The sequence below is a fragment of the Nitrospira sp. genome, assembly GCA_024760525.1.
Classification (GTDB): domain Bacteria; phylum Nitrospirota; class Nitrospiria; order Nitrospirales; family Nitrospiraceae; genus Nitrospira_D.
On record CP060500.1, the window covers coordinates 159,802 to 185,517 of the forward strand.

A 25,716-nucleotide genomic window follows, 5' to 3' on the forward strand; every position below is an offset into this window, starting at 1 on the left:
ACCCCGAAGAACCCTCCGGTATAGTTTCGTCCGTGCACGTTTGATTACGTCTGTGAAATCGGCCACCGAGGCGAGATGCAAGCTCCTCCGATCTCGGATCTCAGTCGTTCTTCCACATCCGACACGCCGGGGTCCCCTGGCACCGCCATCACCCCGGCCTTTGTCCAAGCCCTCACGGCAGCCCGGCCACTCCATCCAAAACAGGTCCAACTCCTCGCCTTCCTGACGGCCCACCGGCATCCGCACACCCCTGAGCACACCACCCCGTTAAGCTATGCCCACATTCATCACGGAACCGGCGTTTCAATCGACCACATCCGGCGCAATGGCTTGCAGGGCTTGTTCCGGAGCGGGCTGATCAGCGTCGTCTCCCAGACCTTTGCCGGCACGATCTATCGCCTGACGTTTGACCACGCCACAACAGAGGCACTCATCACGCATCTGCAAGTCACGCCGGCGGGGTCCGGAAGTAGCCGGGCACCCCATCCAGGGCCAATGCCCCAAGACACGATGCCCTCCTTCCAGACGATCGAAGCCCACTTGATCCTGTTACAGCAGATTCATGAGCAACGCCAGGAGCTCGTACGGCAGGAATTTCTCTCGCAGCTGACTCCAGGCCAACGGCAATGGCTCGCCGCCCACGCCAAACGCACCGTTGATGCCCAGCACGATATCCGTATCCTTGGGCACCGTGTCCCTCACTATGAGGCACAGCGACGAGCGTTGATCGATGAATGGATCTCACGGCAACGGTACGGAGAAGATGTCCCTTCCCATGGGTCACAGATGGAATAGCTCCATACCCGCAGAGCATTCTCCTGAATACACCTGCTCGATTTGTTACGATCTTGACACCACCACCGCATCCCTATACAAGTACGACACACAACGCACGAGGAGTCTATCGATGGCAAAATCCTTAACCAAATCCCAAATCGCCGATCATCTTGCACAAAAGTCAGGCTTGACGAAAAAAGCCGTCATCCAATTCCTTGCTGACTACGCCGGGCTTGCCTATCGAGAAGCCAAAAATGGTTTTCCGATTAACGGACTAGGAAAGCTTGTTCTCCGTAACCGGAAGGCCAGAATCGGACGCAATCCTCAAACCGGTGAAGAAATCAAGATTCCGGCCAAGCGGGTGGTCAAGTTCCGTATCGCCAAGGCAGCCAAGAACGCCATCCTCGGCAGTAAATAATCCTCAACAAGCATACTCTCCATAAGAGAACCTACCCGCTGAATCATCGCTTGTCGGAAGTTCGTGTAGCCGGCAAAACAATGGCTCAAGACAGGATTCTCTGCAACCTTCCCACGGTCACAAACCGAGTGGTTCCACCCCTTTTCCCCCGGCACGGAGACCCCGGCCTTCAGACCGTGGCGGATGTCAATCCAAAGCACAGTCTATTCCCCATCCGTTTCACTCAAGCATGCTGAACGCTGAAGCATAGTTTTGTCGATCCGACTAAACTATGCTTCTAAACGGCCACGCAAGCATCCACTGAAACACTTGCCTACGTACTCTCACGACCGTCCGGCTGGAAGTCACCTGCATATTCCGCTGAATCCGGCCGCCGATTCCGAGCGAATCCGGCCACTCTTTAGCCCCCTCTCCACGACGCAGGACGTCAATAGTCTCTCTGTAGAGGCCAACCTCCGTGCGGCCTGTTGACCAGGGGGGTCGCAAAGAGGTCGGGATGGTTTTCTGACAGGCAGACCGAAGATTGGGGGAAGATCCTCATGCTCGACCGCCTTCATCTTGCTGCCAGAGCCCCTGCTGCTCACACCCTCGATCACCACAACAAACAGCTACTGCTGATTGGAAATCCTGCAAATGGCTCCCTTTTACATCGTTCCACTTGCATGATGTATGAAGCTCTTTTCTCGCCCGACACCGTCTCCATGATCTGTTCTGATGTGTGGCCCGAACGTTGAGCCACGACGTCACGTCCAAGGCCCGCCGGCTGGCCAATGACGGTGAAACATCGCCCTCTTGGCAACCGCTCGCATGGGAGGCAGGAGAAAGCCTCGAAGTAGTTCCACGACCTCACTGAGTGACACCTGTTGCGCCACAAGATGGCCTTTCCGGACAAAGGCCTTCCACTGCTGTTGTTTAATGGGATCCTTCACAAAGCGATCTGTCAAAGCGGTGGGGATTTCATCCGGAAATGTCGTCTGTCGCCGTGTGAACGTAGCCTCGAGCGCTTGGCTCAAGACAGAGCCATCAAATGGACGCGCGTTGGCAAGCAGCCAAATGTCATAAAAATCCTTCATGCGGCTATTCGCTGAATCCAGAATCACCATCGCCTGAAACTTCTCCGCGATCGCACTCTCAGGAGAGTACGCCAGAAGATGGGGTGACGGAAAATCCAGTAACGCTGGGAAATCAATCGGAATTGGCCCTGGAACGATGACGTCACCAAATCCTACATCCACCTGCATGTTGAGCCGCATCTTTCCGATATGGGCAATGAACGTGACACGGATGCCCCCGTACTGATCCTCAAGACGAATGGGCTGGACTCGCACGGTTGCGGCTTCGAAAAGGCATCCGTCATCCAGCACCTTTTGGACACACACGTCCTTGATGACCTGCGCCAGCTCTTCCTGGGATAGCGCCTGCCGCCCCATCAGATCGACATCGATCGTCGGGCGCGACAGAGGCGCATCCCAGAGCCGAAGCATGAGCGCCCCCTTGAGATAAAACCGGGTGGCATGCGGCGATTGGCTGAGGCGGAAGAGGAATCGTTCAATGGCAAAATACTGGAGCAACTCTTGAAGAGGCCGATCCTGCTCCTTGGCTTGATTGAGCAACCGCTGATGAATCGATGCCGGAAGATTGGACAGAGGTCCGGCCATTATGTCAACGCCTCCAGATACGGACGCATGACGCGTTCAACTCGGCAGAGACGGGCATACCGAAGCAGCCCACGGGGCGTTACGTGCTTCCGCTCACGAGCCAGTCGCAGCGCCTCGACGGCCACATCAATGCCGATTTTATTCCGAAACTTAAAGCAGTCCACCACTGTCTTTTCTGGGCCATAGACGCGAAGCGGGACCCCCTCGATGGAATGCGTTTCGACCCCTTCAGCGTACGCGGCCCCCGTCATCAGAAACACACGAAGCGGAGGGTGATCGAGCCGTGGATACCGGGTCCGCCGAGGCAGCGCAATGTGGACTTCGTGCGGAATTTGGGTGGTGAGATCATGGAAGGACAGCGCCGAGATGAGACAGATCACCGCCTGAGGGACTCGACGCGCTACGACCAGGAGATCCGGATGGCTCGGCTCCGGCAGTTCGGCCAGCCGGTACACTCCCCGGGTCACAGAGACAAGCCGCCCGGCGTCACGAAGGCGATAGAGAATGCGTGGATGGATCCCCAGCTTCAGCGCCTGAGAGGTCCGAAGCACACCTCGATGGCGGCGGAAAACAGCTTCAGCTCGACGTTCCAGGTCAACGCGCTTCATATGTCTGGATACTTATGCATGCACTTACAGCTAAATGCAAACAATTGTATCCGCCCAATCACCCGTCCGAAAGTCGCATGACATCAAGCAAGCGACCACGCGAGCTTGGCTATCTTGGATAATAATAATCCCATCTCAACCTTGAGAGAGGCTCACAACAAGCTCTGCCTTTCTGACCACTCATCCCATCACCCTGAACGTCATCCGATCAGCCAGCAGATCGGTTGTGCTTGCTACTTGCTAGAGGTATCCGACCGCTTTGAGTTGTCCATTGGGACATATTGTTATACGCCCCTGGTCTTCATCGTCTGGCACGTCATCTGATGGTACCTCTCCTCTCACGCGCTTACCCGGCAGAGACGAACGCCATTCGAGATATGGTGACTTCCAATAAGTAGCTGTCCCCATTCTCCAGACTTCACCATCATTCTTGATCATCCACATCGCTCAAAGACCCCTATCTCGATCGCCTCACCCGTTTCTGGACCCTGCATGACCGTACTCGAGTGACTCAAGTTCGACAGCGTACGCGTCAGATGAAACATGCTTCCATCTGGCAAACCAGCCAAAGCTCCGTCGCCGCCATACCAGCATAAGCGGCAGCAGCTCGCGTTCAAGACAGCTGATCTTCCGCTCCCACATCCAATAGTTGCCCCACCCAAGGAGATTTATTCATGTCCATGCCACGTTGCCCACGATGCAAAGGCCTCCTCGTCCTAACCGCACAAGAGGATAAACCAATCCGCTGTGTAAACTGTGCCGGCCGCTTTCATTACGTGGATGTGACGCGCCATGAAACCATGACACCAGAGCGGAAACGACGTGGGACACGCCCCGTGAAAAAACGGGGAGTACTCTCTCGGTCCATATAACGATCAGGAGAAACTACACCCTGGGAGACTCGGAGACATGACCGGCACCACCTATCGGCAATTCCTCAAGTACGCCCCCGGCCCCTTTGCACTCTACCTGGTCGACACAGAGTCCACTCCGCACCCGCAAGTGGTATGGCTCATCAAAACGAGTCACGCGCTCATTGAGACACTGGGCCCTCTGCCCTTAATCGGAGTCCGCAACGGATTATTTGACAGCTCTTCGGCCGTCGTAGTCCTGTCCATGATTAGCCTTGGAGCACCATCCACGAACACATTGTTCGAGTGCTGGATGAACGGCTGTAACCAGAACCATGACGGACTTCGGGCAATACAAGTCCTCCAATCCCAACCGAGTATTCTTCTCCATCTCTTTGATGAATCCGGCAATGAACGTCGAGCGCTTCGCATCGACAACACCTTTCAGACCTTCTTCCATCAATGCGAATGTTGCATCACAAGCCGAACACCTTGGGCCATGTCCACATTTGACACTGCCAAAGCAGAAATCTATCTGCGATACCCATCAATAGATGCCCTCTGGACGGCTCTGACCGCCTGACCACTCATAGGAAAGGAACCAGTTCATGTCACATACAGTCGAAATCAAAGATCTCCTCATCCGCGACCTGGCCGCGTTAGGCCGTGCGGCCACGCGTCTTGGTCTGGAACTCGTCATGGGTCAAACCAACTACCGTTGGTACGGGACCGTGGTCGGCGACCATCCGTTCCCCACCGGTTTCACCAACCAGGATATCGGGAAGTGCGAACATGCGATCCGAATTCCAAACCAACCGGACGCATACGAGATCGGGATCGTCACCCGACGAGACGGGCTCCCTGGCTATGCCCTACATTGGGACTTCTGGAAAGGCGGCTATGGTCTCACCGACCGAATCGGCCAGGACGGAGAACTTCTCCGACAAGCGTACGCTCTCGAAGTCACCCTCGGTCACCTGACGGCGATGAATCACTGTGTCCTGAATCAAACACAGTTGGAAGATGGGTCAATTGAACTGGAACTTGGACAGATTGGAGCCTAGAAATGACAACGATCCGCGTACTGATCAAGAAATCCGGCGCCGTGACTGTTGATGTCGTCGGAGGACAAGGGGCCGCGTGCAGCACCCTCACCAAACGCTTAGAAGACGCACTTGGGCAGCCCTCACAACAAACCATCAAGCCGGAATTTTATCAAGAAACAGTCAGCCAACATGACATCATACAGAGTTAAAATTACCCGAGACGGCCGCCTGCACTTTATCTACCATGACCTTCTTCAACCACTCTTTACCCTCGGTCACACACACATCACTCGAGCGTCTCATGTCGAACCGACCTCAAGCAACACATGGATGGCCGATCTTGGACCGACCCAAGGACCCATCCTGGGCCCGTTCCAGACCCGATCCGAGGCGATAACCGCCGAGCATGACTGGCTCATCGAGAATTGGCTGAGAACGACTTACACCTAATGAGGTCCTCATGACGGCGCAAGCCCTCCAACACTTGCAACCAGGCCAGCGCTACCGAGTCCGGGCCAAAGGACACCGAACCCACACCAGAATCTTTCTCTATCACGAGACACGCTTCGGGAACATTCCCTGCGCGGTATTCAGCGCACAAGTCCGAGGTCCGCTTGATGTCCAGGTCCTCGCGCCAGGCCGCATACGCTATAATGGGTCAACCCCTCCACGGAGCGAACTCAGCGTGCCCCATTATGACCTCGATTTCTGCGACCCGATCGGCCCGATCGGCCCTTGCCGGAGTGACCATTCTTCGTTATCATAATCGCATGGATCCTGGATCCCTCTTGATCCAACTCCTCTTAGTCCAACGCTTAGCCCAAGGCCCTGGGCATATCCAAAAAGTGTGCGCTCAAACAGCCGATCCCATCGCCTGCTACGATGAATGGCGTAACACCCGCGATCTCGGCGATGCCGTGATGATGGGAAATTGGAACGTGCTCCCCTACAAACCCGGATCGTTCTACCACTATCAAGATCCTGAACCATTACCCCCAGCCGTTCGTCCAACCTGCGAGCGCCGCTCGACTCCTCCGCAAGCTTGTTATTAACGTAGTGCGGCTCCTCGACACGGACACATACCGATCTCCGAGATCCTTTTCTTGGCATCGACGCCATCTCACGATTCATCCATTCCGTTTCACCTAATTTGAAAGGAGACTACAATGGCAGGATTCAACAAGACCGTGCTCATGGGCAATCTCACCAGGAACCCTGAATTACGATTCAGTCCATCTGGGACGCCGATCGCATCGTTTGGGCTTGGCATCAATCGTCGCTGGAAACAAGGAGAGGAACTAAAAGAAGAAGTCACCTTTATCGACATCGTCGTGTTTGGAAAACAAGCTGAACATTGCGGGCAATATCTGACAAAAGGAAACAGTGTGATCGTGGAAGGACGGATCCAACAGCGGCGCTGGGAAACTGAAGACGGTCAGAAACGAAGCAAACACGAAGTCGTCGCCCAAACCGTGACCTTCCTTCCCAAAGGAACCCACCAGCCAGAATCACATCCGGCGGAAGACCAAGAACCTGAAGAAGTCCCCGCCTAAGTGCGCATCACCCGACATGCCAAGCCAGGTCTTCCAGAACGAAACCATTGTCTTCACGCTGATCCAATTAAGGAGCACCTACGCCATCGGTGCCAGAGGGATCTTTTGTCTGCCGTACCTTCGGAAACTACATGCGGCCGGCACAAGCATCCCTATCGAGACTCTCCTTGGGATTCCCATCCCTCATGATGGCGAATTCTTTGAATGGTCCGGTAGTGTTTATGTAGAGTACGATGAACCAAATCTCCTGACACCGAATCGCCTAGAATGGTCTGGATCCATCAGTAAAATCGAACCGACCGTGATCGGGCACTACCTTCTGTCCACAGACGACACCATGGGGCCCATCGACCCCAACGCCACCGGATCCACACCCACATTCCCCTCCCACTGAGCGACTCCGTTCTACTTATGCATTCCTCCTACCCTACGTGGTTCCCATGCGTCCCAAACTCTGGCTTCTTCCGGTCTTATTTGTCATCCCAAGAAAGTCATCAGACGAACAGACGGTTGCTATCGTCCAAGCCAACGTCGCCAGCCAAGAGCTGGTCATTCAACGATTTGACCTACAGATCAGCCCTTCCCCATCCCCTTTCGGCAGAACGTAATAGGTTGTACCGATATCTACCGGCTGGGAGGTCAACTACCCCCGACTCATCCCCTGACTGAAGTCAGGGGTTTCCTTGCGGAGGATCTATGAACACGAAGATGGGGAACCACACAGAGACAGGCAGTCAGAACGGAACAGGCCCCCACCCCACCGAGGGGTCCCCAATTACTCTCGACCATATCCGCGATCTGCTGGCTGAATTGGAATGGTTCTACACCCGGGATTGGCCGAACATTGCCAGCGATCGCAAAGTCGCACAAGCCCTGAGTCGACGATCCACCCGCGCCGCCCTCTATGCCGAGGACATCCGGACCGATATCCTCATTCGGATCCAAGGAACCAACATCGGGACTGTCCCAGCCCCCGATGCCACCCCCATCGCTGCCCCCTCCCAACCGACCCAAGAACTACTCATCCCCACCACGGAACCTCCAGAGCAGGATGACCCTCCCTCCGTCACCACAATTCCGCTCAGCGTAGACCGAGTCGAAATCTTCGATTTCGGGACACCGCATGAGCATGAACATCCCCTTTATAAAGATCACAATGTCATGCACTTCTGTGCAGCCTTTTACCATGAAGAAGAATTCATTTTTTCCCGCGCACACCTCCAACTCTTACTCACGCCTGCGGGCATTCTGAATTGGTTAGCCGGCGCCAGGTCCGTCCCCATCGACCGTAACTTTCTCCCGCTGCCCTACCTCCCCGGAGGCGAACTGTTCAATATCCTCGGGCGCGGCATCACCCAACTCATCTATGCCAACCAAACTGAACTCAAACTGCGAATGAAGCAAGGACACCGATTCCCCTTAGACTACAAACTGACCGCAATGGTGATCCCAACCACGCCAGAACCCGGTGGCCACATCACAGTCAGGCAGCCAGAACGTCAACGCCCACTGTGGGTCAAAGCCTAAAGACTCAACTAGGATCATTAGTCCGCGCATTCCCCCTGCTAGGCGCAGGGATGCGAAGTATCCTCAGTGCCTGAGCACAACGCCAGGAGGGGGACAAGCGGACGGTATGGTCACGGTCCCCGCGTGAATCGAGACCCTCTGATCTCCCCTCACCCTCCCGCCTCGTTCCCCATCCCTTGCGCTTCCTGCATACCTCCGTCCAGACAAAGAGATTCGGCCAGGCGCTCCGCGCAGTCAGTCCTCCAGGATGATCTTCGTCAGGCAAGGAGGACATCATGAAAGACGAAAACTACTGCACGCTCGGCGGACGCATTACTCATCCACCAGGCATTTATTCGGCCAGGAACCAAGGCTGGCTCCTCTCCTTCTCCATCGCGGTCCATCTGTTGCACAGTAAAACGCCGCTCTTTATGGAGATCAAAGTCCCAGGAACAACAGACCAGGCCAAACTTCATGCATTCGCCGAACGTCTGCCTGTCGGCCGCAAGGTCACGGTGCACAACGCCGAACTGCAAAGCAAAACCTGGATCGATCCGGCGACCCAAACAGAGAAAGTCAGTTACCACCTCTTTTGCCGTCTCGATCAGATTTATCTGCATGAATTGCCGGCTGCAGGCACGGGCCGGGCAGCCGCATAACAACCAAGAATCGCGATCATTTCATTCGAATACACAGGAAAGGTCTACCCCCATGATTTGCCTCAACCAATATCGTGAGCCGATCGATCTCGAGGACAGCCCATTTCGCATGCCGACCACCGTCATTCTGGAACCCCATGACAAAGAAGACGTGGTCTACGACAAGCTCTCGGCGCGCTATGCGAAGCTCATCGAGCAATGGCAAGAAGAAGAACGCGACCGGTTCTACAAACGGGAAACCCGCTACGAGAACGATCACGAAGAACCCGCATTTCCCATCCTCATTTGCCGATGGGAGCAGTCCAAACGGGTGAAACCAGAGGTCGTCTTGTTGGACGGCCGGCGTGCCGTACTCCTCGATTCCAACCGCATTCAAACGCAATGCGGCATCCAAGTAATCATGTCGCTCGAACTCGCCCAAGGACTACGAAGACAACCCGGCCATACACGCTTCTGCCCCTCGTGCAAAGGGAAACATCTCCCTCCCCTTTCCGCGACATCGCTGAAACTCACACCCGTCAGTTCCACCATTCCCTGTACGAAATGTCAGGCCGACTTACGAAGCGCGAGTTACTGGGACGACTCCGACACCCTCGTCTGCCGGCATTGCGCCCAACGCTATGCACGGCCACTCCACGGACTGACCTCGACCGAGACGTCTGCCAACGAATCCGCGATATCCGACTGGGTCCTCTCCAGTCAGCCCACCGCGGATCTCCCTGTAGACAGTAGCGGCTCGGAATCTCGCGCTGGCTCTCAAGACCCGGATGACCACGAGGATCTGGAGATCGAGCAGGATCCCGGACAGGACCCTGAGGACCTCGGCCTCACCACCGAAGAACCCAGAGACCCCTCCATGTACGACGATCCGGTCACAATGAGCGAAGTGCCGGAAACAACCCCTCTCAATCTCGACGAACTTCACCAAGTCCTCCAGCTCGTTCAACACCCGGAGGCTCGGCATGCGAGCACGAACCATCCCATCATTGTCCAGCAGCTCATTGCTCTGGCTGAGCATCGAATGACTGATGAAGCGAGCGACCAGGAATTCCAAGAAACCTTCAGGGCTGTCGTCTCCGAAGAGATCTCGCACCTCAGCGATCTCTTGCACGAACCGGCCTATCAGCTCTTTCAGATGTCTCGTTCCCCAATGAGACAAACCTTGTTGGACCGCGCGTTACAAGCAAAGGATAATCCCACGACCCGGATGGCCGTCTGGGCCGCCGCGGGTCGACTCCTCAAGGAATGCAACCTCCCCTGGCTGAATCACTTCAGCCTGTCTCCACAAGATCTTCCTAAGAGCAAAGACGAACGCATTCATCACTTTCTCACCCTGCACGCGGAAGACAAAGCCCGCGTGCAACCAATCGTCGATTGGTTGCTCAGTCTCGGCCCGGAGGATTTATCTATCCTGGCAGGTGACCCGGAATCCACCCATCCCTTTCTCCATCACCCGGATCCATCGGTCTTTGAAACGACCGACAGCCTCATGACCGGGCTGATTGCCTATCTGGCTAACGATCTTCAACGGTTCCGGGAGAAGAAGGCCGGCTGTCGCTTCAAAGCCTCCGACCATGGACTGGCTGTCGAAAGCCTGCATGCCATTGCGATCCAACGCGGGCTCATGCCCACCCCGCCGGCTACCACAGTGTCACCCGCAGCGTAACCCACGTTCAAAGCGGCTCTAGGGTCGCCACGGCTCATGTTTCACTCATTCCCAGGAGGCTCCATCGTGATCTAAGCCAACCATCATCATCTCAGCACACCAACATGCACTCATCACCCATCAAGGAGTTATCATCATGCTCGACAAGAATACTGTTACCCTCATTGGCCGTTTGACCGGAAATCCCGATCTGCGAACGATCACCGTCAATGAAGAGCCAGCCTCCGTCCGCAATTTCAGCGTTGCGGTCAACGGCATTCGGAAGAAAGGCCGTACGGATCAACCCGTGGAATTCATTCCCATCAGTGTCTTCGGGAAACGGGCTGAGGCCTGTGCCGCCAACCTCACCAAGGGGAAAATGGTGTCCATCGAAGGCGCCCTGCATTTCTCCAAACGCAAGGTCGGTGACAAAACCGTTCCGGTGGGAGAAGTCCGGGCCCACCGCGTCGATTGGCTCACAGAGAAACTGCCGGCGCCGGCACTCTCAGCGGCCGCTTAATGCCTCAGGGGAATGAAGGCAAAAAAAGGGAACCAGCGTGTCCCGAATACGATCGACCATCGTCTAATCGTCATTCATGAACAACACGGTTCCCTTTTCCACTGTCAGAGGGATGATCCGGGCCTGACATTCATCAGTAACCCAGATCATCCTCCGACCCTCACGTCACCTTACGCAACAGCCGTCAGTTGCACTGCTGTCCGAAAGGCCGTTTCGCTCACTCCAAACTGACGCGACAATAAACGCACGCCAGCGGATTCTGAACGAAACTTCAAGACACGCTCCCGACACGACCGCATCCAAGACCTGATCTTGATATACACGGGCGGTAAGGAGCTTTCTTCGGTCCCTTCTGGTAAGAATTGGCGAAGTTCCTCATCAGAACTCTGCACCAACCACGACACAAACTCCTGTTGCTGTTGCGTCGACATCCGACCACAGCCTTGAGTTAATGTCGCGGCAACCGTCCATACCAGACCAAGACGTTCACATGACACGGCAGACGTCTCATCCGGCATGGTCGACGGCACCAATTCTCCACGCATTGTGCAATCCAAGAGCAACCGACGCAAATCACGATGCTCATAGGACGACCAGAACTGCACCATTTCTCGAGTCAGCAACGCCTCCAGATCGATCTCCGGATCGTCCAGCTCAGGCGTAGAAGACATGGATTCTGAGTCAGACAATGATTCAGCGCCTTCGCTCATTCCCACCAAAGTCTCCACCAAATCACCTGTCTCACTCTCGACCAATTCCTCTTCTGACCCTTCATGCACAGCCTCAGTCTCAACCACGCCATCCCATGACATCGGCAGAAGACTCTCGTCTTCATCCACTACATCACGGATCGGCGCAGCCAAGAGACTCTGTGTATTCTTCTCAATCATGTCCGGATCCAGCCCCAACAACGTGGTCACGCGTTCCCACCCACATAAACAATGGGCAGTCAGCAGTAACCCATCGCGTTCAAAGCTGAGTGAACTCCCCTGACAATGCGGACAGTGAATCTCAGAGTCACTGTTCGCACGGGAGAGATCTGGTGCCACGGATGAACCAACGTCAGTTTTCGCCGGCAGATGATAGCCATCACACCGCGAACACTGCACCGGTCCTGTAATCCATCGCACGCGACTCACGGCATCCTGCGCACGCTCCATCTCTGACAGGCGGACAGGAACCTGTAGCCCACAGAATGGAATGGCGCGTGCATGATCAATCCGTCGTGCTAATCGACCATCTTCCAATCCCACCACATATCCCCGAACCATTGGAGAGCTCCAAGACAGATTCGGCGAGTCGGGGAGATTGTCAAGGTCGTAGCGATTCTCTTCATAAGTCCGTTCGTTACGCAATTGGCGATTGCCAAATTCCTGTAACGCCATCTGATACGCACGCTCACGTAATCGCAGCCAGTTCGCCGGCGAAATACGAAAGCGCCCAGATTCCAGGAGATGGATAACCTGCTCTAATTGACCGTCATCCAATCGGTCGATTGGTTTCAAGGCAGTCAAACCTCGCTCCAACGGCAACCGATTGGTCCGAGACAGCCGAGCAGGAGCCAACGCAATCCGAAGATCGCGCAGGTTGGAATGATTCTGCGTGGAGTAATGCGTATGGATTGACGTAGTCATAAGACACATCCTTTCTTGGACACCTCAACTGGGTGCCAGTTATGAAATAGGTGAATAGAAATGAACTACCGAGAAGTACACCGACTGCGAGAGCAGTCAGGATGGAGACACAGGAAGATGGGCCAGAAACACAACGCTACTCCCCCTCATAATTCGCCAATGTGCGAGTCATGAGGAGCGAATAGAAGCGATGTTCATCACCAAGCCCGACAGCGCAGAGATCATGGAAGCGTAGCCAATGGCAGTATTGCTCTTCCTTGGACAACGCGGCCCATTCAGCTTCGAGTATCAGCGTATCGTTATCCTCGTCATAACGTTCAGACGCGACACGACTCGCTTCAATTCGCGCGCAGAACAGTAACGCCTCGCCACTGATTGGACCAAGCTTACAAGCCAATGAGACGACTGCATCAGCATAATCGTGCTCCAACTGTTCCGACGACACATTCGAGTCGATCGGAAGTTGTGCCTCAAGCTCATCCAATAATGTACGCACAGACACCTGTCGATCACCATCGGAACAGATCACCGACTCGGCCAGACCATATAGTTCCAGCCCTAGTCGTTCTCCATTTAGAGACACACGACGGATTTCCTCAAGACATGGCACATGTCCTCGGTGTAACCGATCACATGGATGTCTTGAATCCAACAGGGCCATGATAAACGTCGACTGTGATCGTAATTGCGCCTCAAATGTGGTGTTCATAACATTCCTTTCGATAGACGACCGGACAGCATTCCCACCAAAAGCGGGTGCGAGATCCGATCTGACCAGTTAATTCATGGTTGAGTAAGCGGATTTGCGCATCGACGTCCAATTCACGGAACTTCATCTGCGCCAATCGCTCACGATGGGTGAGATAGACAGGCCGGACTCCATCATCATCCGATTCATAGACGACGTAGAGCACCTGCAGATCGACCGGCACAGCAATCAGCGACGCAATGGGGATCTCCACTACTCGCCAACACCGTGCACCATTCATCTCCTGCAGAATCATCTGATCACTGAGATAATGGTCAGCGACAGTTCGATCAGGACAGATCGCTTGAATCAATCCATCCCGATCCGAATGCACCGTTCCATCTATCACAGCATAGACCACGGCCCGTTCGACGATAGACGTCTTCATAACGACACTCCTTGTTATAAATTAAGTGAGAAAACGAGTTGGATAGGACCGCACTAGTCCAACTCCGAAGGCTGTGCTAGAGTAGTGGCAACAACCCGAGAGTCGACATGGTGAATCGGCCTTTATTGAAGGTGCAGCGACAACTCAATCGGTTCATCGACAGTCGCAAAGGCTTCTGGACGACGAACGCAACGTTTGTCGGAACAGATAGGTATTTGATGATTGGAGATCCGGCGAAGAAACTCTCAGCGATGTTGGCCAACTTGAAACGTCAGCATCGGTTCACACCGACACAAACCAAACAAGCTGATCGAATCACAGCCGCAATTGCTTCTTTATCTCGGCAGCCAGTTCGATCGAGGACACATCGCGCTGCGTCTTAACCACGAAATGATCCGCCCGTGATTTAATCCAACACGCCATCCCCGCATCAATCAATTGATCCAGACGAGCAAAGACATCGTCATAGACCAATTGAAACGCACGCGCAGAGACGTTTCCAGCATACAATTCGACCAGCACCACTTCTCGCACTGGTTTGACTGATATTTTAACTTGCTCCATCACACACCTCCCTCTGCCATCGGAACCATACGGTTCGACAGCTTCATGAAATGAATACACCTCACCCACTCCGATTCGAATGAATCGGCCAAATGTTCTAGAGCACCGAGCAACGAGGCGCACGCAACGATTTCCACGAATCACAACGATTCGTCAGAAACCAGCACGCAAACATGTAGAGAACACAACAACGGGGAATGAAAAGAATAGAAGGGTATAACGCTGGAAGGACGTTCGCTCGATTCAGGTCATCGTGAACGCATCAGAATGGTTGGAACTCAAGAAGAGGAGAGACATCCGCAGACAGACGAAACCATTCAGCAGAGATGAATGAGAAAAGGAGAATTCGGCGAGTAAACAGCCTACCAGAAATGAATGACTAACGGCATGATAGCCGGTCCACCACACAAGCGCAAGCTCCTCATCTGCAAAAGCTTAGGTTTGATCTGACAGACGATGTAAGAGCGCACGTATATCGACAGGCAAGTTCCGGCCAAGTGCGGAAGTTCGTCGCCGAGATCGCACCGCTGTAAAGCGGCCCCTTTGTACATCCGAGTTGATCTCGTTGATAGGCCACGCAAGTATTACGAAGCCCATGAGAGTTCACCAAATACTCGAACAGCCGCATAGGCTGGATACCTGCGCCAGAACGAAACACCCTCATCCTTCATAATTTCCAGAAAGAGAAGGTCAACGTCGGCACGGGATAGCGACTTTCTAATCGGGGGAGGAAGGCTCTCGTTTGATAGGGAAACAGGAACGCTTGGCTTGCCAGCATGGGAATACAGATAGTCGTGTACTAATGGTGCGGCCACTGAGAGTTCAAACGGAGCGAGCAACCACCAAAATGCGCGGGGTATGGAGGCGAGGTCGAACCTGAACCCTTCGGGAATGATCAGGGTACCCATTGATGTCGTAATCGGAAAATTCTTGCCGAGAATCCACACGTTCCCAGGCTCGTCACGGGATATGAGGGCTGGGTCAAGATAACGCCGATTACGCGGAACAACTGGAGTTTGACTCAGTGCGAGTGCGCGTTTCGTTCGGGCGAGTGCCCCAGGGACGTACCAGACAACCAATATGACAAGTAAATCGGAAACGACATGGAACGTCAGCACACGGACAAAGGAGTGAGGCTCTCCCTTCGATATGAATTGCCGAAGCACTACCGCTTCGGGCTCCTTGATAAGCCCGGCTCCTAAGTCAGAAGCAACCCTTATGTTTGCCAGTGACGCCAGATTCTCTCGTTGGTCTCGGACGTCAAGTAGAGCGTTCGCGTTTACTGCCGCGAACATGGCGAATGCGACGATCAGAATGATACGAACGCCGCTCGCCGCTGCCGTGGTGAAGGTGGAGGCGACATACGCCAATAGAGCACCAGATACTGAAATGTAGAACGACCATAAGGTGTGAAAGCCTGTAAAGCGATCGTTCAGAAGACCTAATAGAGTCTCGATTGTCATAGCGTGGCCTAACAATGTTTAGGCCTATCCGCATAAGAGCCGGATCTGCCATTTTCTATCCGCGCAACACACCTCCAACGATCGCGAACAATATCCCACAATCGACGGTGGTGCAAATGGCCGCTTTTCAATTCGGTGATCGACCGGTTTGGGGCGCGGACTGTCATCGGCCAAGTGCGGAAGTTCAGCGCCGAGATCGTCTCGCTGTAAAACGGTCCTCAGCTCTGTCGCGTTAACGTTGCGCTGAGGGGCGTAGTCCCCTCGATGCGCTGGTTAGGCATCAGTTGGCGGTGCAAGAAGGGCTCTCACAGTATGAAGTCCTCTTCCGGCGGTGTAACAGCAGGCACCTGTAGCCCCGGTATCGTGGGCACAATTCGTGTGTGAACATCACCCTGCAGCAGCGCACTGTGATCCTGATGTGTAACTCTTGACGTGGCCTTTCTAGTGTTTGCCGTCGAAATGACGCGAGTCATCACTAGCCAGTGAGACGCGAAACCAAAGAATCCAAGCAGTTCAACCGTAATAATGCCCACGTTCGGCAGGGAAAATATTTTCCCGAATACGAGGAAGGCAATATAGATGCCGATGCCCGATAGCATTGTCCCAAGGGAGGTCCACTTCGATACTTCTAATATGCGCAACTCCGAGCTATTCAGCCGACTCTTGAAACTGTTGCCGCCGCAGTACCAAACCGCGTACGCGGCCAGACAGAAGAGCAATGCTGCCGAAGGACCATGAAGTCCAGAAAGCAGTCCCGTTGTGTAATAGCGGTCGGCTGCGTCGTGTAGTTTCGGAAACGCAGCTACGCAAAGGGCGAAGAAGCCCGCGAGGTTGTGTATCCAGTTGTCTCTGTTGTCAAACCCTCTATAGGCAATCATTACACCGCCGACGAGGATTAGGAACCCCGTAAACATCGTACGGATAAGTCCAGGATGCTCCTCAAAGAAGTAGTAATGACTCAAGGTCGGCTGTATTTCTTGGTATTTAAAGAAAGCTAGCAGAATGATTGCCAGAGGCAGGGCAATCAGGGTGTATCCAGCCATTCTCCGAAGCCGCTGGTAGCTTTTTTGGACATGGGTCAATGGATTCATTCCGCTTCTCCGCAAGTGAAACTTCTGATGAACCCAAGCGTCCTACCAATGCGATAGGACTGCGCCATTTCGTCCGATGAGGCCTATGTATCTGATGCCTAACAATGTTTAGACGGATCCGCGCAAGAGCTGGCCCCGACCATTTCTATCCGCATAAGACGCTACTATGGTTCACGAACAATACACCATAATCGACTCTTGTTCAATGAGTTGCGACGGTGCAACCATTTATCACTAGTTCATGTGCGGATCGGCGTAAGATCTCCCCTCTGATAGCCGTCGGTCGTGAACTTCGGCTTTGGGTCGATGAGCGGTGTGGCTGAAGGGGTTTCGGGCCTGTGTCCGAGATGACAGTAGAGGCATGGAGTAGGTGATTTTGAAGAGGTTGCAGGAGGCTTGAGGCGATCTTTCGGTTGGAAGTGCTTCGTACCGCAAACCCGGTTTTCGGTTCCATTGATCCCCATCACCCTAAAACCGCGACTATTTCTGCCAATGGTACGGAGACACTGAGTACTCCGGACCCTTCCTTTAGCCCATTTTGTCCTCTGCTACACTTACTCTTGTGAGCAACCCGTCACGCCTATCGATACGTATTGCTTCTAGTTCCCTACCGAGAGTCGGGGCGGATGTCCCATCCTCTGATCCATGTCGACAAGCCAGGTATAGGATATGACTCCTCACGCTGCCCGATTGGCCTCTCCCAAGGCGAGTCCTCCAGAGGCTGCTCCAGCGGTGTGGGATGCGGATCTCCTCACGAACATCCAAGCACTCTATGACCAGGGCTTGTTCGTCCAAGCTCTAGCTACCGGGACTCCCCTGGGCCCCTTGCACACCTGGCCGGGCCCTGACGCTCGGATTCTCGCTGGGCGGCTGGCTTCGCAACTCTCTGCCGAACGAGTGAGTGCGGCGATCTTCCTCCGCCTGTGGAGAGCTCACCCCTCAAGTGCAGAAGCGGCGTATTTCCTGGCGCCGACCCTGATGGCACGGCGAGGACCCCTCGCGGCACTGGAGCTGTTCGAGCACAGCACTCTCATCGAGGCCGAGTCTTCGGTGCGCTGGGACGCGACGGCGTTCATGGCCTATCTGTACGCGCAGTACCGCGACTTCGAGCGAGCTGAACGTCTCATGGATACGGCCCTGAAGCACAGCGATACGTCTTGGATGTGGACCGAACGCGCCGTCATCTACGAACTCGAAGATCGATATGAAGAGGCGTTGGATGCTGCCCGGCGCGCCTATGCCCTCACACCGCATCTCCCCGCCGCCGTTCTGTGTCTGGCTCACGTCCTGACTCTTGTCGGGCTGGATGAGGATTCGATCGAGACCTTGCGCCGTGCGCTGATGACGATCGAGAGTCCTCGGATCGCGGCGTCCTTAACCGAGCTGCACATAGAACGGGGGCACTATACGAGTGCTCTCGACACACTCAACCGGTTCGAGCAATTGGCCGTGGTGAAGGACAAAGGGACCGTCGCGTGGCTCTCCGGTCGACGCAGTGACGTCTATCAATTACTGGGGGATCGGCGGGCCGCGCTGACGTATGCGCATCTTGCCAAGGTTCCTTTCTATGAAGAGGTCGCCAACAATCTCGATCGGGCGGAGTCGGCGATGAGGCGTGTACTATTGCCGGTCGGCTTCGTCCGTCAGCACCACATGACCTGTGCGCCCGCCACACTCGCCGCCATCAGTCGCTACTGGAAGAAGCCGGCGGATCACCTCACGGTGGCTGAAGCGATCTGTTATGACGGCACTCCGCACCATAGTGAACGCCACTGGGCCGTGACCAATGGATGGGTGGCCCGGGAATTCACGGTGACCTGGGACTCGGCATGTGCCCTAATTGATGCCGGGATTCCCTTTACCCTCACCACACCGTATCCGGGCGGATCCCACTTACAGGCCGTGATCGGCTATGACGCGCCACGCGGCGTGCTCCTTATTCGCGATCCCTATGAGCGCGTCTCCCGCGAGTTTGCGCAGATGTCGTTTTTTCGGACGCACGCGGCCACGGGACCGCGGGGGATGGCCCTGGTGCCCTATGAGGAACGAGAACGTCTTGACCTGCTTCTGCTCCCTGAGGCCGACCTGCATGATCTCCAGCATCAGGTTCAACAGGCACTCAGTCGGCATGATCGCGCCGTAGCCGTCGCGAGCTGCGAAGAACTCCTTCGTCGGGCACCGGAACATCGTATCACCCTTAATGTGCAGCGGAGCCTCGCGAACTATGACGGGCAGCCGGAGGAAGAACTTGAGCTGATTGAGCGGTTGCTCAAGCTCGCTCCCACAGAGATCAACCTGCGACTCTACAAATCGGAGCTTCTCCGGCGCGTCGCCGATCGGTCGACGTATCTGGCTTACCTCGAAGCACAAACTACCGGCTCCTCGCCCCATGCACTATTCACCCTCCGCTACGCCCAAGCGCTGCTCGACGATGGCCGGACCAGAGCCGAAGCCACCAGACTTGTCGAGGCCCTTCTCCGCAAATGGAATAGTGCGGAAGGCCTCAGCACGCTGGCTGATGCGCATTGGTACTCGGGAGGATACCCGAAGGCCGTGAATCTCTACCGATTAGCCGCGACGATGGAATCCACGTATGAGGGTCATGCCACCACGTACTTCCGCGCATCTCGGACCGTCAGAGAGGAAGAAACGGCTCTGACCTTCTTGCGCGATCGTGTTAGCCGTTATGGCACCTTGTCGCCTCAGCCGGCGATCACGCTGTTCCACTGTCTGTCAGATCTCCATCGGACGCAGGAGGCGATGGGCGTGCGAGATCAGGCACTCGACGCTCACCCAGAAGACGGCGCCTTGCTGTTAATGGCGGCTCGTTCAGCCCTCGACACCGGCGATAGCGCACAGGCTGGTTCCTTTCTCCAACGTGCGCGTGCCTGCTGCCGGCAGACAGAGTGGGTGCATACGGCGGCACAGATTCAAGAGCATCAAGGAGATCTTGCCGGCGCCCGCTCGCTCTGGAAAGAGTTGGTTACGAGCGAACCCTTCGATCTCAAGGCGCAACGAGCGCTGGTTCGTCTCACAGCTGACCTCGAAGGCCGTGCTACGGCGATTAGCTACTTACGGGCAGTCGTCAGCTGGTTTCCTCACCATCAGGGCTTGAACGAACTGCTCGCCGAATGGCTCGATGAGGCTCCCCTGAGTGAGCAGGAAGCTGCCCTGTGCCAACTGCTGACCATCAGTCCGACGAATGCCTGGGGACGGCGTCAACTCGCCATGACGCTGGCCCAGCAGGGTCGGTTTGATGAGGCCAGGGCGGAAAGCCAGCAAGCCTATGAACTCGCGCCGGATGTCGTGCCCTGGTACAGCACTCGCGGGTATATCGAACTACTCGCTGGACAACTCGTCGACGCTCAAGCCCATTTTCGCGCGGCGCTTCGTCGGTCTATCGATTCGGACTATGCCCTCACGAAACTGATCGAGGCCTGCAGTACGCGGGATGAGCGCCGTGACGCCTTACGGTTCGTTGTGGAGGAATTCACGCGGCAGGTCATCGTCGGGGACTCTCTCCTGACCTTCCAGCAGGCAGCCAGAGGGACCTTCGAACCCGACGAGCTCACGGAGATGCTCGAAGACGCGCGGCGCGTGCGGCCAGACCTCTGGCAAACCTGGGTGGCCTGTATCCGGCAGCATCTTGATCGGCAGCAGTACGATTCCGCGCACGATCTCTGCCTGCAGGCGATCGCTAAATTTCCTCTTCTTCCGCGAGTGCACGTCGAGCTCGCGGAGGTGGCTAAACGGATGGGTGATCGCCTGGCTGAGCGGACCGCCTTGCACGAGGCCTTGCGGCTCAATCCTGCCTGGGGCGCTGCGACCACGAAACTGGCAGAGTCGTTTGAGGCGGACGGGGATTTCAACGCGTCGCGAGCCTGCTTGGAGCGAGCGATTCGGCACGCGCCGACCGAGGGGGTGTTACATGGCTATCTGGGCTCCACCCTCTGGCGGCTCGAGGCCCGAGAAGAGGCCATCACGCATATCCAGCAGGCGGTCAGACTCTATATTGGATACGACTGGGCTTGGGATCGTTTGGGCGACTATTGCGCCACGGTCGAGCGCCCACACGTGCCGCTCGAGCTGGCGCGCGGTCTCGCCGCGGAACGCCCGGGAGAGCCCCTCGCATGGATGGCGGTGGCCCGGGTCACTGAGGATGTGGAGGAAAAGCTGGCGGCCCTCGAGCGAGCCATTCATCTCGCACCCTTCACGCTGGCGGCCCATCTCGTCAAGGTGGAGACCCTGATCGCGGAGCAACGCTATGAGGATGCACTCATGGCCTTACGCACGACGGCCTGGGGTGCTCGTCCCCCCGTGGCTCTGCGCATCAAGGAGCCGAGTGTGCTGGCGGCACGGGGAGATAAAGAGGCGGCGCTGGCTACACTCCAGGACATCTTGTGTGAAGAACCCGACTATGCGCCGGGCTGGGAAGTATTGGCTGATTGGCAAGCGGAACGGGAAGACTATCCCGCCTACCTCGAAGCGGCTCGCGCTCTGCATCGGCTCGATCCCGACAGTCCCTATGCCTTAGGCTATCTCGCACACGCCCTTCTGAATGCCGAACCGGAGACGGATGTCCGTCCCTATCTCCGGCGCGCGCTTCAGCTCAAGTCCGACTATGTGTACGGCGCGCAGCTGCTCTTCGACCTGGAGCTCCAAGCTAAAGCCTATGAGGCTGCCGACGCTGTATTGACAACGTTGCGGACGCACGTCAATTCCGCGGAAACGCGTCTCCGCGGTCTGCGCTTGGCGCTCGCTTGCGGCCAACGCGAAGAGATTTTCCAGGTGTTCGAGAACCTGTGGTCAACCGAGGACGACATCGAGATCTATCGCGAGGCGCTGGAGCTGTTGGACTCAGCGGGTTGGAGGCATGAAACGACGGCCGCGTTGGAGCGTCTTGTGCTGGAGCCGACGGTCAATCCCGTCGTCGGGACGCTCTGGGTGGAGCGACGCGATCTGATGTTGTTGACCCTGCAGCGGTTCCGTGGCTTTGACCGGGTACTTCACAATGGTGCGGCTGGGCAATTGGCAGCGCAAGCGATGCTGCAACGGTTCGCCGACAGCGACGCCTCGTCAGCGGTCCAGCGTCTGCTGCGGCACCACGGTTCCACACTGGCCCGTGATGAGACGACCCATGGACTGATGGCCTACGCCCTGATCATGACGAACGCGTCGCGTGATGTGGTGCAGTGGTTTGGAGACTGGCGGCAACGATCAGGGTCTCCTGCATGGGCATTCCTGAATCTCGCCTGTGCCTTTCGAGACATGGGACAGTATGAGGACGCCCATAATGTGAGCCGTCATGCCTTGAGCCTCAAGGAAGATCACACCTTTCCCGAGCACCGAACGTGGTTGGCCTATGACGCTGCGCGCGACGGAGACTACGGGCAAGCCCAAGCTCTCTTAGCACTGATCGAAGGGAAGTCGGTCAGTCGCTATTACCAGTTCGTCATCGCCGCCGCCCGCTTTCATCTGGTGGCCGGGACTCAGACGGGAAACGGACACAGGCGGGAGCTCAAGAGTGCCTATCGAGAGGTGCGGCGCGCATGGCGATGGCGCTACATCTCTCTGAAGGCCTTGCTCCAGATCCGATGGCACGCCTGCAAAACCTATCAACGTGTCCGTTTCCGCTAACATTCCCGCTGTCGGTGACCTTTTTGGAAGGAGGGCCCCCACCTCTCGGCGGTTCAATCTCTGCTTTGAACCCAGCCACATGAAGACAGGAAACGCCAAGGGGAAGGTTTACCAAGATTGCATCAGAGCTGATACTAGACTAGGCCTGAAATGCTCTAACATTTCGACAAATGTTTTTCGGATCTATGAATCTCTTCTCTCAGAAAGCCGTAACGGAAAGTTGACTCCATTCCAGCCCAAATCGCGAGAGGTACTTTCGCAGACAGTCAGCATCGTTGATGGCAATCACCCCATCTGCATTGGTCACAGCCTGGACTATCTTCTCGATAATGGAGTCACCAACGTTCACAAACCATTTGTCATACGTCGCAGAAATTTCCGATACCCGAAGATCAAGGATCAACCGATCGACGAAGTCGGAGTCACAATGGGAATAGCTAACGGATACCGTTTTCACATGCACGGTTCCCATGTGTTATCGCATGGAACTTTTCAATCAAACCGCTACATCGCTTTTAAACCGCATCGAACAGAAAATCCACAATAAGATTCCTGGGCCAACGTATCGATGGTATGGCGAATCCCCTTCACAGCCTCTCGCCTAAATCTGCGTCAGATCTGACAGACGAGGTAAGAGTGTCAACATATCCACCGGCAAGTCTCGGCCACAAGCGGAAGCTCAGCGCCTAGATCACACCGCCGTAAAGCGGTCCTCAGCCCTGCTGCATTAACGGTTGAAGTGAGGGGCAGGATCCAAGCGTAGCTTGCAGACGGTCCCCTCGACTGAGTTGTTAGAGCTCACGGTAGTGCCTCAAAGGAACTGACTAACATAAGACTTGACTCGATCTGCTGGATCATATGTCCGTATTTTGAGCATAGCCCCACTAACCGACGGCGTCTCAAAAATCACTTCACTGTAGCCTGGATCAATCGCCTCGACGATAGAGACAAAGGCTCTCTTGTTCGTGGAGGTCGTTTTCGACAACCCGCGTGCAGCTGCATATGCCAACAGGTCTGCTAAGTCCAAGGGTGACGGCTTCAAGCCATGGACGGCTTCAGGGACGAATTCGGCATCGTTGTGCTCTACCGGGAAAAAGCTCCGAAGGCTGTCTGCCTGCCGTTTCTTGTCAAAATGCGGAATCTTAGTCTTGTCTCCATCGACAAATGCCTTGACGTATGAAGGCGGGAGTATGTGCATCAATGGCGCACTGGCCGCTTGATAGCAGAACAACATTCTGTTTTTGAGATCACTTACATCCCACTTATCAACCCCCGTCCCGCCGTTTGATTCGAAGAGCAATACATCCGGCGCCTTTTGTGTGTCTAAGTAGCCAACCCATCCGCGTGCCCCCGCTACATAAGACGCGGTCATCAACTCATTCAAAAAACAAAGCACATGTTCAGTTGAAAACTTCGCAAACGCAGTCTTGGCTCGCGCGTCCTTGTTAAATATACTGCGACAATGAATTCTGACGTCGTCTGGCAGGCCGTAGCGCGTCTTCACTTCTTTAAGAGTTAATTCCACAGACGCAATGTTTTTTACGGGGACGATCACGAATCCATAAGTCACAATCTCGTGCGCATGGCTCTCATCCCCATACAGGAAGACCGTTTCTTCGACCGTGCTCATCTGCGGCCCGACGCTGTGGACTTATGATTGTCAGGAGACATACCGTAGAGCTAACCGGCGATGCGCTACATTATCGTGCAGCGTCCAGCGACCGAAAGGAGCGAGTTTGAGCGCCATGTTATGTTTTCCAGAAAAAGATTCCGTCAATAGGCATGCTTATCAGCACGGATTCAATCATGTGAACCAAGCCGGTGGCTTGATTGGTTAGCATTACCACGTCCTCTTTCTTTAAAAGGACCTTGTTGCCATCTTTGTCGTATCCGGCTCGATGCACACAATGGTGACGAACTAGAACTGCTTGAAAAAGCCATTTGACGTCACCAAAATCAATATTCAATACAGACTGATAAAGAGGCTTGACCTTTGCTATGTCGTGAAAAATTAATCCCTTGAGATATTCGCTTAGGTCGCCCTTTAGTTCTTCTCTCTTCGTGAAAATCTCTTGAACTGTGAATTTACGTTTGGCGAACTCAGGGTCATTTTCGACAAGCCGCCTCATGTGGTTCTCAGAGGAAAGTGCGTAGTGGATAAAAGTTGAGGAGAGGTATGCTTCAACGGTGGCAACTACGTGTCCGAAAAGCATGACTATCAAATTTTTCTCATGCCGTGGCATTACTGACTGTTTGAGGATTTCGAGAGTCGCTTCGATATTTTCATCAAATATTTCGAGACGACTTTTCCCTTCTACACCCCAGTCGTCTTCGTAATGATCGTAGTCGCGCGCTTGATGTTCTCGATCAAACTTCTCTGATAGTACATCCCACCCCTCGGTATCCTCATCTGCTTCTGAGTCATCTAGCCTTTCGCGTATCCACTTAGCCCTTTCTTCCCAGGCTTCATCCTCCATGCGCTCCATCCATCGTTGCTTCGCTAGGCCCACAGAAACCTCCGAGAAACATACCTATGTTTAGGCCGATCCGCGTAAGAGCCGGATCTGCCGCTTTCTGTCCGTATAACACGCCCCTTTTATTCGCGAACAATACGCCTTACCCATTATCGTTTCAATGAGTTGCGGCTACGGAACCATTTTTTACGGGTTCTTATGCGGATCGGCGTAAGCCCCCTCCTTCCAGTAGCGGTCGCTCGTGGACTTCTGCTTTGGGTCGGATGGCGGGGATCACAGAACGGCCAACTGCAGAAGTTTGGTACCGAGATCGCACCGCCGTCGTGCTGGAGCGTGTTGTTCGGATTCTTCTTGTCCCCAAGGGAGCAAAGGGTCAACCCATAATGGTATGCCGAGTTGTCACAGTGCCTCCCATCGAGGCACGGCTGCCTTCCAGCCCGTCGTCACTCTCATTTATGAATAACCGACAGAACATG

Annotated in this window: 24 protein-coding genes; 13 read left to right on the plus strand and 11 right to left on the minus strand. The window is 55.1% G+C overall.

What is annotated here, in order from left to right; genetic code table 11:
* Nucleotides 1-75 precede the first annotated feature (75 nt).
* Both H8K04_20550 and H8K04_20555 read left to right on the plus strand, forming a co-directional pair.
* On the plus strand, nucleotides 76-795 hold the full coding sequence (locus tag H8K04_20550) for a hypothetical protein (GenBank protein ID UVT18070.1): 720 nt from the start codon (nucleotides 76-78) through the stop codon (nucleotides 793-795).
* A 112-nt stretch (nucleotides 796-907) separates the two neighbouring features.
* Nucleotides 908-1,195 (plus strand): HU family DNA-binding protein, encoded by a 288-nt coding sequence (locus H8K04_20555; GenBank protein UVT18071.1) that lies wholly within the window; start codon nucleotides 908-910, stop codon nucleotides 1,193-1,195.
* Between the two features lie 743 nt (nucleotides 1,196-1,938).
* Here H8K04_20555 and H8K04_20560 read toward each other — a convergent pair.
* Nucleotides 1,939-2,853 carry a nucleotidyl transferase AbiEii/AbiGii toxin family protein gene (locus H8K04_20560; protein ID UVT18072.1) on the minus strand — a complete coding sequence of 305 codons (915 nt, stop codon included), beginning with the start codon at nucleotides 2,851-2,853 and terminating at the stop codon, nucleotides 1,939-1,941.
* Nucleotides 2,853-3,461 (minus strand): type IV toxin-antitoxin system AbiEi family antitoxin domain-containing protein, encoded by a 609-nt coding sequence (locus H8K04_20565; protein ID UVT18073.1) that lies wholly within the window; start codon nucleotides 3,459-3,461, stop codon nucleotides 2,853-2,855. Before H8K04_20565 ends, H8K04_20560 begins: the two co-directional genes overlap by 1 nt.
* A 909-nt stretch (nucleotides 3,462-4,370) precedes the next feature.
* Between H8K04_20565 and H8K04_20570 the strand changes: the two genes are divergently transcribed.
* From H8K04_20570 to H8K04_20615, 10 genes are all read left to right on the plus strand, one after another.
* Nucleotides 4,371-4,895, plus strand: a complete 525-nt coding sequence (locus H8K04_20570; GenBank protein UVT18074.1) for a hypothetical protein — start codon at nucleotides 4,371-4,373, stop codon at nucleotides 4,893-4,895.
* A 25-nt stretch (nucleotides 4,896-4,920) separates the two neighbouring features.
* Nucleotides 4,921-5,376, plus strand: coding sequence for a hypothetical protein (locus tag H8K04_20575; GenBank protein ID UVT18075.1), 456 nt, complete (start codon nucleotides 4,921-4,923; stop codon nucleotides 5,374-5,376).
* 2 nt (nucleotides 5,377-5,378) lie between these two features.
* Nucleotides 5,379-5,567, plus strand: coding sequence for a DUF2997 domain-containing protein (locus H8K04_20580; protein ID UVT18076.1), 189 nt, complete (start codon nucleotides 5,379-5,381; stop codon nucleotides 5,565-5,567).
* 251 nt (nucleotides 5,568-5,818) lie between these two features.
* Nucleotides 5,819-6,124, plus strand: coding sequence for a hypothetical protein (locus H8K04_20585; GenBank protein ID UVT18077.1), 306 nt, complete (start codon nucleotides 5,819-5,821; stop codon nucleotides 6,122-6,124).
* Between the two features lie 4 nt (nucleotides 6,125-6,128).
* Nucleotides 6,129-6,410, plus strand: coding sequence for a hypothetical protein (locus H8K04_20590; protein ID UVT18078.1), 282 nt, complete (start codon nucleotides 6,129-6,131; stop codon nucleotides 6,408-6,410).
* Between the two features lie 114 nt (nucleotides 6,411-6,524).
* On the plus strand, nucleotides 6,525-6,911 hold the full coding sequence (gene ssb, locus H8K04_20595; GenBank protein UVT18079.1) for a single-stranded DNA-binding protein: 387 nt from the start codon (nucleotides 6,525-6,527) through the stop codon (nucleotides 6,909-6,911).
* 696 nt (nucleotides 6,912-7,607) lie between these two features.
* Nucleotides 7,608-8,438, plus strand: coding sequence for a hypothetical protein (locus H8K04_20600; GenBank protein ID UVT18080.1), 831 nt, complete (start codon nucleotides 7,608-7,610; stop codon nucleotides 8,436-8,438).
* Between the two features lie 275 nt (nucleotides 8,439-8,713).
* Complete coding sequence (locus tag H8K04_20605; protein UVT18081.1) at nucleotides 8,714-9,076, plus strand: hypothetical protein; 363 nt, start codon at nucleotides 8,714-8,716, stop codon at nucleotides 9,074-9,076.
* A gap of 52 nt (nucleotides 9,077-9,128) precedes the next feature.
* Nucleotides 9,129-10,742, plus strand: coding sequence for a hypothetical protein (locus H8K04_20610; protein ID UVT18082.1), 1,614 nt, complete (start codon nucleotides 9,129-9,131; stop codon nucleotides 10,740-10,742).
* Nucleotides 10,743-10,878: 136 nt separating this feature from the next.
* The gene (locus tag H8K04_20615) at nucleotides 10,879-11,241 is read left to right on the plus strand and encodes a single-stranded DNA-binding protein (GenBank protein UVT18083.1); all 363 of its coding nucleotides are present in this window, start codon (nucleotides 10,879-10,881) and stop codon (nucleotides 11,239-11,241) included.
* A gap of 170 nt (nucleotides 11,242-11,411) precedes the next feature.
* Here H8K04_20615 and H8K04_20620 read toward each other — a convergent pair whose 3' ends face one another.
* The 6 genes from H8K04_20620 to H8K04_20645 form a co-directional block, all read right to left on the minus strand.
* On the minus strand, nucleotides 11,412-12,875 hold the full coding sequence (locus H8K04_20620; protein UVT18084.1) for a hypothetical protein: 1,464 nt from the start codon (nucleotides 12,873-12,875) through the stop codon (nucleotides 11,412-11,414).
* Between the two features lie 136 nt (nucleotides 12,876-13,011).
* Complete coding sequence (locus tag H8K04_20625; GenBank protein UVT18085.1) at nucleotides 13,012-13,458, minus strand: hypothetical protein; 447 nt, start codon at nucleotides 13,456-13,458, stop codon at nucleotides 13,012-13,014.
* Nucleotides 13,459-13,567: 109 nt separating this feature from the next.
* On the minus strand, nucleotides 13,568-14,011 hold the full coding sequence (locus tag H8K04_20630) for a hypothetical protein (GenBank protein UVT18086.1): 444 nt from the start codon (nucleotides 14,009-14,011) through the stop codon (nucleotides 13,568-13,570).
* Between the two features lie 315 nt (nucleotides 14,012-14,326).
* Nucleotides 14,327-14,575: a hypothetical protein gene (locus H8K04_20635; GenBank protein UVT18087.1), complete on the minus strand. Its 249-nt coding sequence runs from the start codon at nucleotides 14,573-14,575 to the stop codon at nucleotides 14,327-14,329.
* A 584-nt stretch (nucleotides 14,576-15,159) separates the two neighbouring features.
* The gene (locus H8K04_20640; GenBank protein ID UVT18088.1) at nucleotides 15,160-16,038 is read right to left on the minus strand and encodes a DUF1353 domain-containing protein; all 879 of its coding nucleotides are present in this window, start codon (nucleotides 16,036-16,038) and stop codon (nucleotides 15,160-15,162) included.
* 305 nt (nucleotides 16,039-16,343) lie between these two features.
* Nucleotides 16,344-17,129 carry a hypothetical protein gene (locus H8K04_20645; protein ID UVT18089.1) on the minus strand — a complete coding sequence of 262 codons (786 nt, stop codon included), beginning with the start codon at nucleotides 17,127-17,129 and terminating at the stop codon, nucleotides 16,344-16,346.
* Between the two features lie 669 nt (nucleotides 17,130-17,798).
* On the opposite strand from H8K04_20645, the gene H8K04_20650 reads away from it, so the two are divergent.
* The gene (locus tag H8K04_20650; GenBank protein ID UVT18090.1) at nucleotides 17,799-22,766 is read left to right on the plus strand and encodes a tetratricopeptide repeat protein; all 4,968 of its coding nucleotides are present in this window, start codon (nucleotides 17,799-17,801) and stop codon (nucleotides 22,764-22,766) included.
* A 199-nt stretch (nucleotides 22,767-22,965) separates the two neighbouring features.
* Here the strand turns inward: H8K04_20650 and H8K04_20655 are convergent, their stop codons facing one another.
* The 3 genes from H8K04_20655 to H8K04_20665 all read right to left on the minus strand — a co-directional run bounded on the left by H8K04_20655 (nucleotide 22,966) and on the right by H8K04_20665 (nucleotide 25,243).
* Entirely contained in the window at nucleotides 22,966-23,238 is a 273-nt protein-coding gene (locus H8K04_20655) for a TIR domain-containing protein (protein UVT18091.1), read from the minus strand.
* Nucleotides 23,239-23,577: 339 nt separating this feature from the next.
* Entirely contained in the window at nucleotides 23,578-24,396 is an 819-nt protein-coding gene (locus H8K04_20660; protein ID UVT18092.1) for a hypothetical protein, read from the minus strand.
* 118 nt (nucleotides 24,397-24,514) lie between these two features.
* Nucleotides 24,515-25,243 (minus strand): hypothetical protein, encoded by a 729-nt coding sequence (locus tag H8K04_20665; protein ID UVT18093.1) that lies wholly within the window; start codon nucleotides 25,241-25,243, stop codon nucleotides 24,515-24,517.
* Nucleotides 25,244-25,716 lie beyond the last annotated feature (473 nt).